22 protein-coding genes and 1 pseudogene are annotated in these 16282 nt (G+C 63.3%); 11 read left to right on the plus strand and 12 right to left on the minus strand.

Features of this window, described 5'->3' with window-relative positions:
* Positions 1-43 precede the first annotated feature (43 nt).
* Genes rpsQ through rpsJ form a run of 11 tightly spaced genes read right to left on the minus strand, consistent with a single transcriptional unit; the run spans position 44 to position 5205 of the window.
* Positions 44-325: a 30S ribosomal protein S17 gene (rpsQ, locus tag HMPREF0307_RS05650; protein WP_066489059.1), complete on the minus strand. Its 282-nt coding sequence runs from the start codon at positions 323-325 to the stop codon at positions 44-46.
* A 3-nt stretch (positions 326-328) separates the two neighbouring features.
* Positions 329-559, minus strand: coding sequence for a 50S ribosomal protein L29 (gene rpmC / locus HMPREF0307_RS05655; RefSeq protein ID WP_066489061.1), 231 nt, complete (start codon positions 557-559; stop codon positions 329-331).
* Positions 559-975, minus strand: a complete 417-nt coding sequence (rplP, locus tag HMPREF0307_RS05660; RefSeq protein WP_066489064.1) for a 50S ribosomal protein L16 — start codon at positions 973-975, stop codon at positions 559-561. Before rplP ends, rpmC begins: the two co-directional genes overlap by 1 nt.
* A 3-nt stretch (positions 976-978) precedes the next feature.
* Positions 979-1725: a 30S ribosomal protein S3 gene (gene rpsC, locus HMPREF0307_RS05665; protein WP_066489069.1), complete on the minus strand. Its 747-nt coding sequence runs from the start codon at positions 1723-1725 to the stop codon at positions 979-981.
* Positions 1725-2087 (minus strand): 50S ribosomal protein L22, encoded by a 363-nt coding sequence (gene rplV, locus HMPREF0307_RS05670; RefSeq protein WP_066489072.1) that lies wholly within the window; start codon positions 2085-2087, stop codon positions 1725-1727. Before rplV ends, rpsC begins: the two co-directional genes overlap by 1 nt.
* A 3-nt stretch (positions 2088-2090) precedes the next feature.
* The gene (gene rpsS, locus HMPREF0307_RS05675; protein WP_066489082.1) at positions 2091-2369 is read right to left on the minus strand and encodes a 30S ribosomal protein S19; all 279 of its coding nucleotides are present in this window, start codon (positions 2367-2369) and stop codon (positions 2091-2093) included.
* Between the two features lie 13 nt (positions 2370-2382).
* On the minus strand, positions 2383-3219 hold the full coding sequence (gene rplB / locus HMPREF0307_RS05680) for a 50S ribosomal protein L2 (RefSeq protein ID WP_066489085.1): 837 nt from the start codon (positions 3217-3219) through the stop codon (positions 2383-2385).
* Positions 3220-3245: 26 nt separating this feature from the next.
* Positions 3246-3548: a 50S ribosomal protein L23 gene (rplW, locus tag HMPREF0307_RS05685; RefSeq protein ID WP_066489088.1), complete on the minus strand. Its 303-nt coding sequence runs from the start codon at positions 3546-3548 to the stop codon at positions 3246-3248.
* A complete protein-coding gene (rplD, locus tag HMPREF0307_RS05690) occupies positions 3548-4210 on the minus strand; it encodes a 50S ribosomal protein L4 (protein ID WP_066489091.1) in 663 nt (220 codons plus the stop codon). The genes rplW and rplD overlap by 1 nt, the downstream gene beginning before the upstream one ends.
* Positions 4207-4863: a 50S ribosomal protein L3 gene (gene rplC, locus HMPREF0307_RS05695; RefSeq protein WP_066489092.1), complete on the minus strand. Its 657-nt coding sequence runs from the start codon at positions 4861-4863 to the stop codon at positions 4207-4209. Before rplC ends, rplD begins: the two co-directional genes overlap by 4 nt.
* Positions 4864-4899: 36 nt before the next feature.
* Positions 4900-5205 carry a 30S ribosomal protein S10 gene (rpsJ, locus tag HMPREF0307_RS05700; protein WP_003848085.1) on the minus strand — a complete coding sequence of 102 codons (306 nt, stop codon included), beginning with the start codon at positions 5203-5205 and terminating at the stop codon, positions 4900-4902.
* 695 nt (positions 5206-5900) lie between these two features.
* On the opposite strand from rpsJ, the gene HMPREF0307_RS05705 reads away from it, so the two are divergent.
* Genes HMPREF0307_RS05705 through HMPREF0307_RS05730 form a run of 6 tightly spaced genes read left to right on the plus strand, consistent with a single transcriptional unit; the run spans position 5901 to position 9020 of the window.
* On the plus strand, positions 5901-6377 hold the full coding sequence (locus tag HMPREF0307_RS05705; RefSeq protein WP_066489094.1) for an Asp23/Gls24 family envelope stress response protein: 477 nt from the start codon (positions 5901-5903) through the stop codon (positions 6375-6377).
* 6 nt (positions 6378-6383) lie between these two features.
* Positions 6384-6713 (plus strand): hypothetical protein, encoded by a 330-nt coding sequence (locus HMPREF0307_RS05710; protein WP_066489096.1) that lies wholly within the window; start codon positions 6384-6386, stop codon positions 6711-6713.
* A 25-nt stretch (positions 6714-6738) separates the two neighbouring features.
* Entirely contained in the window at positions 6739-6930 is a 192-nt protein-coding gene (locus HMPREF0307_RS05715; RefSeq protein WP_066489099.1) for a hypothetical protein, read from the plus strand.
* Entirely contained in the window at positions 6930-7892 is a 963-nt protein-coding gene (locus HMPREF0307_RS05720) for an Asp23/Gls24 family envelope stress response protein (protein WP_066489108.1), read from the plus strand. The genes HMPREF0307_RS05715 and HMPREF0307_RS05720 overlap by 1 nt, the downstream gene beginning before the upstream one ends.
* Positions 7889-8470, plus strand: coding sequence for a DUF6286 domain-containing protein (locus HMPREF0307_RS05725; RefSeq protein ID WP_066489114.1), 582 nt, complete (start codon positions 7889-7891; stop codon positions 8468-8470). The genes HMPREF0307_RS05720 and HMPREF0307_RS05725 overlap by 4 nt, the downstream gene beginning before the upstream one ends.
* Positions 8463-9020, plus strand: coding sequence for a hypothetical protein (locus HMPREF0307_RS05730; RefSeq protein ID WP_066489119.1), 558 nt, complete (start codon positions 8463-8465; stop codon positions 9018-9020). Before HMPREF0307_RS05725 ends, HMPREF0307_RS05730 begins: the two co-directional genes overlap by 8 nt.
* A 117-nt stretch (positions 9021-9137) precedes the next feature.
* On the opposite strand, the gene HMPREF0307_RS05735 is transcribed toward HMPREF0307_RS05730, so the two are convergent.
* Positions 9138-9821 carry a hypothetical protein gene (locus HMPREF0307_RS05735; protein WP_066489123.1) on the minus strand — a complete coding sequence of 228 codons (684 nt, stop codon included), beginning with the start codon at positions 9819-9821 and terminating at the stop codon, positions 9138-9140.
* A 27-nt stretch (positions 9822-9848) separates the two neighbouring features.
* Here HMPREF0307_RS05735 and HMPREF0307_RS12905 point away from each other — a divergent pair.
* The 5 genes and pseudogenes from HMPREF0307_RS12905 to HMPREF0307_RS05755 all read left to right on the plus strand — a co-directional run.
* A pseudogene (locus HMPREF0307_RS12905) lies at positions 9849-10031 on the plus strand (ABC transporter ATP-binding protein); the annotation flags it as partial.
* Positions 10032-10481: 450 nt separating this feature from the next.
* A complete protein-coding gene (locus HMPREF0307_RS05740; RefSeq protein ID WP_066489164.1) occupies positions 10482-11465 on the plus strand; it encodes an ABC transporter permease in 984 nt (327 codons plus the stop codon).
* Positions 11466-12506 carry an ABC transporter permease gene (locus HMPREF0307_RS05745; RefSeq protein ID WP_082723248.1) on the plus strand — a complete coding sequence of 347 codons (1041 nt, stop codon included), beginning with the start codon at positions 11466-11468 and terminating at the stop codon, positions 12504-12506.
* Entirely contained in the window at positions 12503-14407 is a 1905-nt protein-coding gene (locus tag HMPREF0307_RS05750; protein WP_066489132.1) for an ABC transporter ATP-binding protein, read from the plus strand. The genes HMPREF0307_RS05745 and HMPREF0307_RS05750 overlap by 4 nt, the downstream gene beginning before the upstream one ends.
* Before the next feature lie 96 nt (positions 14408-14503).
* Positions 14504-16198 carry an ABC transporter family substrate-binding protein gene (locus HMPREF0307_RS05755; protein ID WP_066489142.1) on the plus strand — a complete coding sequence of 565 codons (1695 nt, stop codon included), beginning with the start codon at positions 14504-14506 and terminating at the stop codon, positions 16196-16198.
* Positions 16199-16282: the final 84 nt, after the last annotated feature.

Below are 16282 nucleotides of genomic sequence, written 5' to 3' on the forward strand. Positions count from 1 at the left end.
GCCCCAACACCAGGGGTGCTGGGGCGTTTACCGTGGGGCTAGTTTACTTAGCCTTCTCCACGATCTCGACGAGACGGTAGTGCTTATCTTTGGAGATAGGCGCAGTCTCGGCGATGAGAACGCGGTCGCCGATGCCGGCGGTCTCGTTCTCGTCATGCGCCTTAACCTTCTTGTTAGAACGCATGATCTTGCCGTACAAGGCGTGCTGCTTGCGGTCTTCGAGCTCGACGACAATGGTCTTGTTCATCTTGTCGGAAACCACGATGCCGGTGCGGGTCTTGCGCGCACCGCGCTCCTTCTTCTCGTTCACGTTTGCCTCACTCATGATTTAAGCCTCAGCTCCCGGAACAACGGACAGGCCCAGCTCGCGCTCGCGAAGAACGGTGTAGATGCGGGCGATGTCGCGCTTAACAGTGCCGATGCGCTGGTTGTTGGTCAGCTGGCCAGTGGCCTTCTGGAAACGAAGGTTGAACAGCTCTTCCTTCGCGTCCTTGAGGCGGGTCTCCAGCTCAGCATTGTCGAGCTCACGGAACTCGTGCGCGGGGGTACCGGTTGCCATTAGAACTGGTCCTCCTTCTTGATGATGCGGACCTTGCAGGGAAGCTTCTGAGCCGCACGGCGCAGAGCCTCGATAGCAACTTCCTCGGTCGGGTAGGACATCTCGAAGAGGACGCGGCCCGGCTTAACGTTGGCGACCCACTTCTCAACCGGGCCCTTACCGGAACCCATACGCACGCCGAGCGGCTTCTGGGTCAACGGACGGTCCGGGAAAATGTTGATCCACACCTTGCCACCACGCTTGACGTGGCGGTTGATGGCAATACGTGCGGCCTCAATCTGACGGTTGGTGATGTATGCCGGCTCGAGAGCCTGGATGGCGTAGTCACCGAAAGCGATGCGGTTACCGCCCTTGGACACACCCGTACGAGTCGGGCGGTGCTGGCGGCGGTACTTAACGCGCTTAGGAATCAGCATGGATTAGCCCTCCTGCTTCTGCTGTGCGCGCTGACGGCGCTGGCCACCACGGCGCGGGCGACCGTTGCGGTCGCCGCGGCCACGGCCAGCAGCCGGAGCGTTCAAATCGGACTCCTTGACGCCGCCGATGACGTCACCCTTGTAGATCCACACCTTGACGCCAATGCGGCCGAACGTGGTGTGAGCCTCTGCGGTGCCGTAATCGATCTCTGCGCGCAGGGTGTGCAGCGGAACGCGACCCTCGTGGTAGCGCTCGTTGCGGGACATCTCGGCGCCGCCCAGACGACCGGACAGGAGCACCTTGATGCCCTTGACCTGCGGCTGGCGCATAGCGGACTGGATGGCCTTACGCATGGCACGACGGAAAGCAACGCGGTTGACCAGCTGCTCAGCGATGGACTGAGCAACGAGGGTCGCGTTGGCGTCGACCTGCTTGACCTCGAGAATGTTGAGGGCAACCATCTTGCCGGTGAGCTTCTCGAGCTCGCGGCGGATGCGGTCGGCCTCAGCGCCACGGCGGCCAATCACGATGCCCGGGCGGGCGGTATGAATGTCGACGCGAACGCGGTCGCGGGTGCGCTCGATGACGACGTCGGCGATGCCGGCGCGGTCGAGGCCCTTCTCGAGGTACTGACGGATCTTGATGTCCTCAGCCACGTAGTTGGCGTAGTCCTTGTCGGCGAACCAGTGGGTCTTCCACTCGGTGGAGATACCCAGACGGAGGCCGTGAGGATGGATTTTCTGGCCCATTACTTGGCACCTTCCTTCTGGCTTTCGACAACCACGGTGATGTGGCTGGTGCGCTTGCGGATCATGAACGCGCGACCCTGTGCGCGGGGCTGGAAACGACGCATGGTCGGGCCCTCGTTGGCGTAAGCCTCGGAGATAACGAGCGTGCGCGGATCCAGACCGAAGTTGTTCTCAGCGTTGGCGGCCGCGGAAGCGACAACCTTGGCCACCGGCTTAGCGGCGTCCTGCGGAGCGTACTTCAGGATGGCAAGTGCCTCTGCTACTGACTTACCGCGAACCAGATCGATGACGCGGCGTGCCTTCATCGGGGTGACGCGGACGTAGCGGGCCGTTGCGGATGCGGAGGTGATGGTGTCACTCATCGCTTATCGACGTCCCTTCGTGTCGGCCTTGACGTGACCCTTAAAGGTCTTGGTTGGTGCGAACTCACCGAGCTTGTGACCGACCATGGAGTCCTCGATGAACACCGGCACGTGCTTGCGACCGTCGTGGACGGCGAAAGTGTGGCCAATGAAATCGGGGAGAATGGTCGAGCGGCGAGACCAGGTCTTGATGACCTGCTTGGTGCCGGCCTCGTTCTGAGCATCCACCTTGTTGAGGAGGTGCTCATCGACGAACGGGCCCTTCTTAAGGCTGCGTGGCATTGTTTACCTCCTCTTAGCGCTTCTTGTTCGGGCGACGACGGCGCACGATCATGTTGTTCGAGTAACGGTTCGGGTTGCGGGTGCGACCCTCCTTGTGACCCCACGGGGACACCGGGTGGCGACCACCGGAGGTCTTACCCTCACCACCACCGTGCGGGTGGTCGACCGGGTTCATAACGACACCACGGACGGTCGGGCGAACGCCCTTCCAGCGCATACGGCCAGCCTTGCCCCAGCGGATGTTCATCTGGTCAGCGTTGCCGACCTCACCCACGGTGGCGCGGCAACGGATGTCGACGCGGCGGATTTCAGAAGACGGCATACGCAGGATGGCGTACTTGCCTTCCTTACCCAGCAGCTGGATGGAGGCACCAGCAGAGCGGGCCAGCTTAGCGCCAGCGCCCGGCTTGAGCTCGACTGCGTGGATCGTGGTACCAGTCGGGATGTTGCGCAGCGGCAGGTTGTTGCCCACCTTGATATCTGCGTTGGCGCCCGACTCGACGATGGTGCCCTGCGTCAGGCCCTTGGGGGCGATGATGTAGCGCTTCTCACCGTCACGGTAGTGCAGCAGTGCAATGTTGGCGGTACGGTTCGGGTCGTACTCGATGTGAGCGACCTTGGCCGGGATACCGTCCTTGTCCGAACGACGGAAGTCGATCAGACGGTAACGGCGCTTGTGGCCACCGCCGATGTGGCGGGTGGTGATGCGACCGTAGTTGTTGCGGCCACCGGTCTTAGACAGGGGACGCAGCAGGGACTTCTCCGGGGTCGAGCGAGTGATCTCCTCGAACTGGGAGACGGAGCTCTGGCGGCGACCCGGGGTTGTCGGCTTGTACTTACGAATAGCCATAGTTTTTCCTTTACCTCGACCTTCTCTTACGCTTGAGCGCCAAAGATGTCGATAGCGTCGCTGCCTTCACGCAGAGTCACGTAGGCGCGCTTGGTGGACTTACGCTGGCCGAAACCGGTGCGGGTGCGCTTGCGCTTGCCGGCACGGTTTGCGGTGTTCACGGAGTCGACCTCAACGCCGAAGATCTGCTCGATGGCATCCTTGATCTGGGTCTTGTTGGAGTCCGGGTTGACGAAGAACGTGTAAGTGTTCTGCTCCATCAGACCGTAGGACTTCTCGGAGACGACCGGTGCGAGGATGATGTCGCGCGGGTTAGCGATCTTAGCCATTAGTTCTCCTCCTCTGCTTTCTTGTCAGCGCCAGTTGCGCGGGTGACGAAGGTGTGCAGAGCCTCAACGGAGAACACCACGTCGTCCGAGTTGAGGACGTCGTAGGTGTTGAGCTGGCCAGCGTCCAGGATGTGGACGTTGGGCAGGTTGTTGGCGCTGCGGCGAGCGGTCACGTCTTCACGGCCGAGGACCAGTAGCACGTTCTTGTTCGAGGAGATGCGCTCGATGAAAGCCTTAGCAGACTTGGTCGAGGGCGTCTGGCCCGGAACGAGCTCTTCGACGACGTGGATGCGCTCGTTGCGTGCACGGTCAGACAGGGCACCGAAGAGGGCCTGCTTGATCATGCGCTTCGGGGTGCGCTGGGCGTAGTCGCGCGGAACCGGGCCGTGGGAGATGCCGCCACCGGTGTAGTGCGGTGCGCGGATCGAGCCCTGGCGTGCGCGGCCGGTGCCCTTCTGGCGGAACGGCTTACGGCCACCACCGCGGACCTCGCCGCGGGTCTTGGCCTTGTGGGTGCCCTGGCGTGCTGCTGCAAGCTGAGCGTTGACAACCTGGTGCATCAAAGCGATGGATGCCTCGGTGTCAAAGATCTCGGCCGGCAGATCAACGGAGCCGTTGGTCTTACCGTCAGCGGTCAGGACGTCTAGCTTGAGGTTGCTCATGCGTGTGCACCGCCCTTCACTGCGGTCTTAACGGTGACGAGGCCGCCGCGCGCACCCGGGATAGCACCCTTGATGAGCAGCAGGTTGGACTCGGCATCGATCTTCTGAATCTTCAGGTTCTGGGTCGTGACGCGGTCACGGCCCATGCGGCCTGCCATGCGGGTGCCCTTGAAGACACGTGCCGGGGTAGCGCAGGCGCCGATACCGCCAACGCGACGGTGAGCAGCCTGGTTACCGTGGGCAGCGCCCTGGCCGGCAAAGCCGTGGCGCTTCATGGCGCCGGCGTAGCCGTGACCCTTGGTCGTGCCGGTGACGTCGACGAAGGTGATGCCCTCGAAGATGTCAGCCTTAACTTCCTGGCCGACCTCGTATGCAGAGGTGTCGTCCATGCGGATCTCGGCGACGTGGCGGCGCGGGGTCACGCCAGCCTTCTTGAAGTGGCCCGTGCCCGGCTTGTTGACCTTGCGCGGGGCGATTTCGCCAAAGGCGATCTGGATGGCGTTGTAGCCATCGGTTTCAACGGTACGAATCTGGGTAACGACGCACGGCCCAGCCTCGACGACGGTGACCGGCACAACGCGGTTGTCCTCGTCGAAGACCTGGGTCATGCCGAGCTTCGTGCCCAGAATGCCCTTGATCTCGTTTTCACTCATTGTTAGTTCTCCACCAATTAGTTCTCTAGTCGAACGCTACTGAATGTTGACGTCGACGCTTGCCGGAAGGTCGATGCGCATAAGGGCATCAACGGTCTTCGGAGTCGGGTCGAGAATGTCGATGAGGCGCTTGTGAGTGCGCATCTCGAAGTGCTCGCGAGAGTCCTTGTACTTGTGCGGAGAACGAATAACGGCGTATACGTTCTTTTCGGTGGGGAGCGGCACCGGGCCGACAACACGAGCACCCGTACGGGTGACGGTCTCGACAATCTTCTTTGCAGAAGCGTCAATTGCCTCGTGGTCGTAGGCCTTCAGCCGAATGCGGATTTTTTGTCCCGCCACGCTTATCCTCTTCCTCGCTTCCCCACATTCACATTCCCGGCGTATCCGGGGCGTGAAGCGGTGGGAAATTGCTTCTCGATTTCTCTATAACGTTGTCCAGAAAAGGTCCAGGCTCAACGCCAGTGGTTGATTTAAATCCATGATGACCACAAGATGCGAGCCGGCTCAATAACCAGTCGCAGTGCTTATGACGGGGTACAAGACCCGAATGTCAATCACATAGGAAGGGATTGGGGCGTGAAACGCTTAAATCCATTCGTATACTGCCGCTGTTTATTTGCCATGCCCCTTCTCTGGTTCTGCCTCTCGGGGTGTGCCACTACTTAAGTCGCGGGCCTTACCCGATAAACAGACCTTCTCGCTGCCGTTGATTCCGAAGGAAATCCCGCTACAACTGCAAAGGCGTCATGTTCGCCCTACCAGCGTCAATGCCCAACCTAACGCGCGAGCTCGCTCGCGCCTGGCTTGCATTGCCCTGTTAAAGCAACCCCTGTATTTAAGCACGTCGCGCCACATAAGACAAACCTCTGCCAGCAAAGTGCCGAAAATCACGTTTAAGCATCAACCTGCGGCAACGTCGCGCGACCGCCCCCACGGAAAGCGCGTTTCGCACTACGGTAGATACCACGCGCCCGGCGGCCCCGGGCCTATCCTTATATATAAAGCATTCGCACGTTAAGAAAGGGCACCACACCATGGCCGAGAACACCACGCCGGAAGCCACGCAGAGCACCGAGCCCGCCACCACCGAGCAGCACGTCAATAAGAATCTCGAGACCGAGTTCGGCACCACGACCATCGAGACCACGGTCGTCTCCAAGATCGCCGGTATCGCCGCCCGCGAGGTCTCCGGCGTGGCAGCCCTCGGTGGCGGCGGCGCCCGCATGATGGGCTCCATTCGCGAGTCCTTCGGCGGCACTGAGGACGTCCGCCAGGGCGTCGACGTCGAGGTCGCGAACGGCGCGGCCACCGTCGCCGTCGCCATCATCGCGGAGTACGGCGTCGCCATCCACGAGCTCGCGGAGGCCATCCGTCGCAATATCATGACCGCCATCGAGCGCATGACGGGCCTGGAGGTCAATCGCGTGGACGTCACCGTCCACGACGTGCGCCTGCCCAAGGAGGCCGAGCCTGCCGATGCCCCCTCCACCGCCGTCGAGCCCCAAGCCTAAGCCCGCATGGCGGAACGCTTCCTTTTATCCCTCGAGCAGGCACGCGACCTGGTCACCGCGCTGCGCGCGGTGCCCGGCGTCGCAGATTTGGCGCCGGGGCGCTACGGAGAGGTGGCGCTGCTCTTTCCGGGCGAGCGTATTCCGGGCCTGCGGTTCCTGAGTCCGAAGGACGACACACAGATCGAGACGCACGTGGTCGCCGCCTTCGACGGCCCACCGCTCACGGAGCTTGGCCCCGCCGTCCAGGCTGCGGCTCGCCGCGCCGTTCCGGAACTCACGCGCCTCGACGTCGTCATCGCCGACGTTGCCGCGCCCGATAAGCACACGACACGATAGAAAACACAGTAAAGAAAGGCCTCCGATGAAGAACTACACCACGCTGGGCATCGTGGCAGGCATCGCGCTCGCGTTCCTGGCCTACTTCGGCGGGTGGCAGCTTCTGCTCCTCTCCGTCGTGCTGGCCGTCGTGGGCGGGCTCGCCGGCGCCCACTTCGATGGCAAGCTCAACGTGCTGGATCTGTGGAACCAGATGATTGGCAAGGGTCGCGGATAATGACGCATGCCTCGCCCTCCCCCGGCGCGTGGACGAATGTCACGCCGGAGACCATCACACCGGGACTCAACGCGGCGGCCGCCGCTGCTCCCGGAGGCATCAATGCTGATGACGCCGTCTCGGCACCCGCCATCATGGACACGGCCCACCATCACGGCTCCAACCGGCTCGGCCTGCGCACGATGGAATATATCGTGTCGGCCGCTATCGCGCGCGTTCCCGGCACCGCCAAGGTCTCGGGCACGTGGAAGAAGATCGGCGGACAGAACTTTCCGCGCATGGCCATCCAGATGGACCCGGACACGTGGACCGTGGCCATCGACGTCGCCATCGCCACCGTATGGCCCTCGCCTGTCACCGACATTGCCGCGCGCGTACGCTCCGCCATCGCAGAGGAAGTCGTCGCCATGAGTGGCTTCCAGCCCACTCGCGTCAACGTCATCGTCGGGCACACCATCCCGGGCGAGCGCGTCACCGCAGAAAACGTCGCCGCGCACGTGACGAAGCAACCGTGGCATCCCGAGGCCGCGCCTTCGCGCATCGTCTCGCCCGCGATACCCGAGCCGCGTCCACTGCGCCCGACCACCACGACGAACACGGTGCATATCGTCTCGCCGGACACTCCCACAGCACCTGCCGTGCGCTCGCCCGAAGCGACACCGGACTTCGTGCCGCTCCCGGTCGAGGTCGCCGCGCACTCCGCCGCGTCTGCGCCGCTCCGCGCGGTCTCCACCCCGGCACCGCTGCCGCTGCGTTCTCCCGAGATTCCGCCCGAGCAGCCGCTCGCCCGCGTCGCTGCCCCGGCACCCGTCACTCCATGGTCGCCCAGCGCACCCACGCCGCAGCCGCTGCGCCCGCTGACGATTGAGTCCTTCGCGCGCCACCGTCATGTCCAGGCCCCAGACCCCGAGCCGCTGCGCGCCATCGAGATCATCCCACTGTTCGGAAAGGAGCAGCCATGAGCACCGACGCCGCCGTCACATCCCGCGGCCAAGAACCCAAGGGCGAGCCCATCGTGCGTTGGTGGGCGCTGCTGCTCAGCCTGGCGCTCCTCGCTCTCGCCGCGGTCTTCGGCCGTGAGGCGTGGCGCGTGTCGACGCACGCCACCGTCGACTCGTGGACGCAGCCCTTCATCGACGTCATGAGCGCCGACGCCCAGGGCTCCGCAGCCATCGCGCCTTGGATGCTGTGGGGCGGCGCCGCCGGCATCGTAGTCGGCCTGCTCGTGCTCTACGCTGCGCTCCGTCCGCGCCGTCACACCCACGTGGAACTCGCGAGCGACACGGTCTCCGGTTGGACGCGCCAGGTCGACATCGCCCGCCGGTGCTCCGCAACTGCGCGCAAGGTTCCTGGCGTGGGTGCCGCGCGCACGACCGCCGGAAAGAAGGGCATCCACCTCATTATCAACGGCGACATCGAGGACGAGAACCTCGCGACCCGCGTGCGTGAAGTCGTCAACGAGGAACTCGCGTCGCTCGCCCACCCCGCGCCGCTTTCCGTCACCGTCGAGCGCATCGAGGAGGTCGACACCAATGTCTAAACGCCTCGCCGGAATTCTGCGCACGCTCTTCATCATCCTTGGCCTGCTCCTCATCGCGCTGGGCGTGTGGCCCATCCTGCTGCACTTCGACGTCGGGCCCATTGTCGAGCTCACCCGCTGGGTCGACCACGGCATCTGGGCCGCACTTCCCACCCACGCGTGGTGGCCGTGGGCCCTCGGCGCGGCGGCCATCCTCTGCACCATTCTCGCTTTCTGGATCATCGTCGCAACGTTCAAGGTGCACCGCATCAACAAGGTGTCCTCGGAGGCCTCCAATGACGACGGCTCCATCGCGCTGCAGATGAACCCCATCATCGGCGGCATCGCCTCCTCCATGGAAAACGCTGAGGGTGTGGAAAAGGTCGAGCGCCGCGTCGCCTGGGACCGCGGCCACCAGCAAGCGACCTTTGCCATCCAGGCCAAGCCCGAGACTCCCTTCGCGGATCTCGTCGCCCTCGCCGAGCAAACCGAGCGCGACTTTCGAGCAGCCTTCCCCGACTCCGAGCTGGAGACGGTCTATAAGCTCCACTACTCACGCATCACGGCCTAAACGCCCGGCGGGGACGAAGGCCATGTCCCGTTGGCACTATCCGCAGGTCGCCGATTCTCCACACGAATCGGCGACCTGCGGTCATTGCTATTGAGACATTGCTTTCCTGCCGTGGCTCTAGCCGACTTCTGCCGCGGCGATGAGAATCTGCGTCACCGTGCCGAAGTCGCGCATGCGAGCCCCGGGCAGCTCGACCGTGAGCGTCTCGCCCACGGCACCGGTGACGATCCGCTGCCAGGAGAGATCCTCGCGGGCGAGCGTCCGGCGGGCGGGCGTGAAGACATGAAGGCCGTGGTCAAGCAGAATCGTCGACTCGGGTTCGGCGGTGCGCAGGACATAGACACGCTCGCCCAGGCTGCGGCGCTTGAGGCCTGCCAGCGGGCGCCCGGCGCGCGCGAGTGCTGCGGGGTCCACGCGGGAGATGGATTCGACGACCCCGAGGCGGTGCTCGGTGCCGGCGGCATCGGCAAGCACGAGGGGCCGGCCGGGACCGGTGGGACGGGCGCGGGAATACTCCCAGACCACCGGTTGGGACTGGCCCCGGACGATAGCGGTGCGGCCGTCGACGGTAACGAGCGCGCGGTCGCAACGGATGAGATACGTACCCTCCGCGGGTAGGAAGCCGGGGCGCACCGCGGCGCGAGTCTCAAGAGCGGCGACGAGATCCGCGTCCGAGGCGCCCCATCCAAGCCCCTCGTTGGCGAGCATCGCGAAGAGCGTGGGGAGGCTGAGATCAGGCTCGCCTTCCCACGCACGGCGCAGTGCTTCGAGGGTGGGGGCGATACGGGTGGGGTCCTGCATAGTGTCCCACTCTATTCGTCGCACGGGTCTGTAGTGCGCCAAACGGCAGACGATGTGGTCGTGATGGAGAAAGGCCGCCTTGTCGAGCACGGCCGCTTGGACGATCTCTTCGATCACCCGAAGGAGGCCTACACAAAGAACCTCATCGAGTCCGTGCCGGGCCTCCACATCGAAATCGGCACCGGAGAAAACCTCGGCCTCACCGAGTAACCCGCCGCGCACGGCCGCCCCTCGTGTTTTCCGGGCCGTGTTTTCCGGGCCCACACTAGCCCCACGCGACGCGTCACACTCTCACCCCAGCTCCACGGCTGCCCCGCATGCGGCCAGGCGGACACGAATAATTAGCTCCAAAAATGTATGAAACGACAGCAGTTTTATGCACACTAGGCCCGATTTCCACCCCCGCATGAATTGCAATCTGGATCATATTATTAATATTCACCCGACGAAGGAGTGGAAACCCCAGGTCACAGCGTTATGCTCTCTCGCATAAATCTGTCGAACTATTGGGGATTACCGTCACCCCGTCACCCCTTTTGTGCCACAACTAACAGGGCGATAAATTATTCCCAAGCGCGTTTTCCCTCCCCAAGGAAGACGCGGTTGCGACCATTACTCTCAATCCGGCCGGACATGCAGCCGGATCTTCTCGGAGACACCATGTTCAAATACCTCATTAGGAAGACCCTGGGCTGGCTGCTCATGATCTTCCTGGCGACGAACATCGCCTACTTCTTGGCGGCGACGTTCCTCGACCCACGCTCGAATTACATCGGACGCCGTCCGCCTCTGTCCAACGATCAAATCAACGCGATGCTCGAGCCCTACAACTTGAGCCCCGAAACGCCTCTCCTTGAGCGTTGGTGGACGTGGCTCACCAACATCCTCCTGCACTGGGACTGGGGGCGCTCCCCCGTGGGCGACTTCGTCAACGACCAGATCAGCTACCGCATCTGGGTCTCGGCCCAGCTGCTCCTGCTGTCCACCATCCTCTCCATCGTCATCGGCGTGGCCGTGGGCGTCTATACCGCTTCGCACCAATACAAGTGGGGCGACCGCGTATGGCAAGGCATTTCCATCGTCGCGATGAACACGCACGTCGTCGTCGCGTCCATCGTGGTCGTCGCCATCGCCTTGTGGATCAATGAGGCCACCGGTTCCCGCATCTTCTACGTTGTGGGCGCCAGCTCCCTCGGCGTGGAGGGCTTTGCTAACAAGCTGCTCGACGCCCTGCAGCACCTCATCCTGCCTACCATCTCGCTTGTCTTCATCAGTTACGCGGGCTACCACATGACGCAGCGCACGCTCCTGCTCGATAACTTAAACGCGGACTACGTGCGCACCGCCCGCGCGAAGGGCCTCACGCGCCAGCAGGCCATCCGCAAGCACGCCCTGCGCACCTCCATCATTCCGGTCGCGACCTCCGTCGCGTTCTCCGTCCCTGGTATCTTCACCGGCGCGGTCATGACGGAGCGCATCTTCGGCTGGAACGGCATGGGCCAGTACTTCCTCGAAACCATCTCTAAGAACGACATCAACGGTGCCGTTGGTGTGGCCGCGTTCGGCGCTGCCATGACGGCCGTCTCCGCGGTCCTCGCTGACCTCGTTGTTGTCGCCCTCGATCCACGAGTCCGGGTGAGCTAAATGTCTGCGAATACTCCGAAGGGGAACAACCCCAACCTCAACCCCCACACGCCCGAACACGAGCCCATGAGCGAGCTCTCTGCGCAGTCCGAGCTCCACGCCGGCCAGCGACTCAACACAGCCGAGGCGCAGTCCACGCTCATCGCGGAGCTCAAGTCCGAGCCGGGCGCTGACGGCGTCGCCAAGGGCACCGCCCGCTGGAAGCTCTACGTCCGCCGCTACTTCCGCAACAAGATGGCGGTCGTGGGCCTGGCTATCCTCGTCTTCCTCATTCTCGTAGCCGTCTTCGGCGGGTTCTTCGCCCAGTGGGACTACCGTGACCCGGACTTCCTCAACTTGTCCACGCCGCCGAGCCCCGAGCACTGGCTCGGCACGACGGACGCCGGCAACGACCTCTACGCGCAGGTGGTCCACGGCCTCGGCCGCTCGCTTACCATCGCCATCCTCGTCTCGCTCTTCACGCTCGTCATCTCCGCGCTCGTGGGCGCCGGTGCAGCACTGTGGGGCGGCAAGGTGGAAAAGGCCGTCCTCGCCGTCATCCACTTCCTCCTGTCCATCCCGACCTTCCTCCTCATCGCCCTCGTGGTCTCCGACTCGGGCGGCGACTGGCGCCTGCTCATCGTCGTGCTCATCGCGTTCGGTTGGATGTATCAGGCCCGCGTCATCTGGTCGCTGGCGCTCACGGTGCGTGAACAGGATTACGTCCGCGCCGCGGACTACATGGGCGTTTCCCGTTTCAAGACGGTCATCCGCCACGTCATTCCCAACATCGGCTCGCTGCTTATCATCCAGTTCGTCTTCGGCGTCGTCGGCACCGTCGGCTCCGAGACCGCCCTGTCCTTCCTGGGCTTGGGCGTCAAGCTTCCCGATGTCTCCCTCGGTACGTTGCTCCAAGGCGGCACCGCCAGCGTGCAGTCTGCCCCGTGGCAGTTCTACGTTCCTGCAATCACCCTGACGCTGCTCACCGTCTCCATGGCCTTTATCGGCGACGGTCTGCGCGACGCTCTCGACCCGAACTCCAAGTCTGGTGGCAAGGCATGACACACCCCAACGAACAACCCGTCCTCTCCGTCAAGGACCTCCACGTCTCCTTCCCGTCCGAGGCAGGCTCCGTCTCCGCCGTCCGCGGCGTCGACTTCAACCTCTACCCCGGCCGCACGCTCGGCATCGTGGGCGAGTCCGGCTCCGGTAAGTCCGTGACCTCCATGTCCATCATGGGCCTGCTGCCGGACTACGCGAAGATCACCGGCTCCGTAAAGTTCGACGGTCGCGAGCTGCTGGGACTCACGGACAAGCAAATGTCCGAGATCCGCGGCCAGGGCATCGGCATGATCTTCCAGGATCCGCTCTCCGCGCTCACGCCGGTCTTCGACATCGGCACGCAGATCGTCGAGGCCATCCAGGCGCACCAGAACGTCTCCAAGTCCAACGCGCTCAAGCAGGCCGAGGCACTCCTCGAGCTCGTGGGCATCCCGGACCCCAAGCTGCGTCTCAAGTCCTTCCCGCACGAGTTCTCCGGCGGTATGCGCCAGCGCGTGGTCATTGCCATCGCGATTGCGAATAACCCGCGTGTGCTCATCGCGGACGAGCCCACCACGGCGCTCGACGTGACCATCCAGGCTCAGATCCTCGACGTCATCAAGGTCGCCCAGCGCGAGACCGGTGCAGCGACCATCATGATTACCCACGACATGGGCGTCGTCGCGGAGACCGCGGACGACGTCATGGTCATGTACGCCGGCCGCCCCGTCGAGCGCGGCGATGTAGACACCATCTTCAACCACCCGCGCATGCCGTACACGGTGGGTCTGCTCGGCTCCACGCCGCGCCCGGACGTGAGCTCCAACGAGCCGCTCACGCCCATCGAGGGCAACCCGCCCATCCTCGTCGACCTCCACGACCGCTGCCAATTCGCGCAGCGCTGCCCCGTGGCCATCGACGCCTGCCTCAAGGGCGAGCCCCCGCTGACCCCGCTTGCCGATGCCCCCGCGCACCTCACGGCCTGCGTCCGCAGCGCCGAAATCCACGACGGCATGATTAACGGCGAGCGCATGTTCAAGGTCCCGCCGCTTTCCCCCGACTCGTTCGAGGGCATCCCGCGCGAAGACCGCAAGACCACACTCGAGGTCAAGGACCTGCGCAAGGAATTCCCGCTCATGAAGGGCGCGCTCGTCAAGCGGCGCGTGGGCACCGTCAAGGCCGTCGATGGGCTTACCTTCGATATCCGCGAAGGCGAGTGCATGGCCATCGTCGGCGAATCCGGCTGCGGCAAGACCACGACCCTGCTCGAGATCATGGACCTCGACCCGAAGGACGGCGTGGTCATCCTCAACGGCAAGGACGCGAACTCCATGTCGCGCGCCGAGCGCCGTGAGGCCCGCAAGGACATGCAGATCGTCTTCCAGGACCCGATGAGCTCGCTTAATCCGCGCCTCACGGTTCGCGAGGTCATCGCCGAGCCCCTCGAGTCGCTGGGCTACGCGGGCGACGTCGACGCCCGCGTCGCGGAGCTCATGAAGCTCGTGGGCCTCGATGCCTCGCAGCTCGACCGCTTCCCGGGGCACTTCTCCGGCGGCCAGCGCCAGCGCATCGGCCTGGCCCGTGCACTCGCGACGAACCCGTCCGTCATCGTCCTCGACGAGCCGGTCTCCGCACTCGACGTGTCCATCCAGGCCGGCGTGATCAACCTGCTCGAAGAGCTCAAGCGCAAGCTGGGCCTGTCCTACCTCTTCGTCGCCCACGATCTCTCGGTGGTCCGCCACCTCTCCGATCGCGTTGCGGTGATGTACAAGGGCCAGTTCGTCGAGCACGGCGACACCGACGAGATCTTTGACCACCCGCAGCATGAGTACACGCGCAAGCTACTGGCGGCCATTCCGATCCCGGATCCTGCAGTCGCGCGTGCACGTCAGGCCGAACGCGCTGCGCTCGCCAAGAAGTAGCACGACTCCGGCCTGCCACCGTGCAGGTCGGACACAAACTTTCCACGCTTATAACTGCATAGCCCCACTTTGTCTCATCCATAAAGGAGAACTCTTATGTCTTCGTTACGTCCGTCGCGTCTGCGCATTGCCAGCGTCGCGACCATGGCCACCCTTGCCCTTGCGCTTTCTGCCTGCGGTGGCTCCTCCGACTCTGCGTCTGGCTCCGGCGAGGCTCAGGTCGAAGTCAAGCCGTCCGGCGACTACAACGAGAAGTCGCGCAACGAGCTCAAGGACGGCGGTACGCTCACGCTACCGATCGGCGAAATCACCGAGCAGCAAAACGTGTTCCACGCCAACATGACCTCGGATACGCGTTCCGTATGGAGCTGGTACAACCCGCAAATCGCACTCTTCGACGGCGAGGGCAACTACACCGCAAACCCGGACTACATCTCCGAGGTCAAGGACGAAGAAAAGGACGGCAACACCGTCGTCACGTTCACCATCCGCGATGAGGCAAAGTACAACGATGACACCCCCATCGACTGGAAGGCCTTCGAAAACACCTGGAAGATGAACAACGGTGAGCAGGAGGGCAACCAGGTCAACTCGACTGACGGCTACGAGCGCATCACGTCGGTCGAAGCTGGCGCCAACGACAAGGAAGCCGTTGTCACCTTCGACGGCGTCTACCCATGGTGGCAGGGCCTCTTCAACCAGCTCCTGCACCCAGCTATCAACACCACTGAGCTGTACAACGAGGCGTACCTCAACAAGCTTCACCCTGAATACGGCGCGGGTCCGTTCAAGGTCGAAAACGCTGACTTCAACGGTGGCACCGTCACCTTCGTCCCGAACGAGAAGTGGTGGGGTGATGCCCCCAAGCTGGAGAAGGTCACCTACCGTCAGATGGAGTCTCAAGCGACCATCAACGCCTTCCAGGCCGGTGAGATCGACGCCGCTTCTGTCGGCACCAAGAACAACATGACCATTGCCAAGGGCATGGGCGACGCCATCGATATTCGTGCCGCGATGCTTCCGGCTAACTACCTCCTCACGCTCAACTCGGAAGCTCCGGCTCTCAAGGACGAGAAGGTCCGCGAGGGCATTATGACCGGTATTGACCGCACGCAGCTTGCCGCTGTGCGCTTTAACGGTCTGGGCTACACCGAAGAGCTGCCGGGTTCCCTGGTGATGTTCGGCACCCAGGAGGGGTACCAGGACAACTTCAGCGAGGTCGTCAGCTTCGACAAGGACAAGGCTAAGTCGCTCTTCGAGGAAGCTGGCTACACCGCTAACTCCGAGGGCATCATGGAGAAGGACGGCCAGCCGTTGTCCATCCGCTACGTCTCGACCGGCGACTCCGAGATGGTCAAGTCCACCGCCGCAGCCCTTCAGAAGATGCTACGTGACGTGGGCGTCGACATGCAGGTCGAAGAGCGTCCTTCCTCTGACTTCTCCAAGATTATGAGTGAGAAGGACTTCGACATCATCGCAAGCGGTTTCCGTTCCTCGGATCCTTTCGGTCCCGCATACTTCAACCAGACCTACGCCTCTGACTCCGAGCTCAACAAGTCTGGCACGGGTTCGGCCGAGCTGGACAAGAAGATCGAAGAGCTGCAGAAGCTGCCGACCGCCGAAGAGCAGACCAAGCGCGCCAATGAGCTGGAGAAGGAAGCCTTCGGCCACTTTGGTCTCATGCCCTACGCCAACGGTGCTGACATGCAGGGTGTGAAGAAGGGACTTGCCAACATCGGCGCCCTTGGCTTTGCAGTCATCCCGAAGGAAGACATCGGCTGGGAGAAGTAATTTCCTAATCACCACGCCGTCACGGCACGCCGAGTCACCCGCTTCCCCTAGTAGGGAGCGGGTCTTTCGCGTCTTGGCGCTAGT

Source organism: Corynebacterium sp. DNF00584, assembly GCF_001552965.1.
Taxonomy (GTDB): Bacteria; Actinomycetota; Actinomycetes; order Mycobacteriales; family Mycobacteriaceae; genus Corynebacterium; species Corynebacterium phoceense.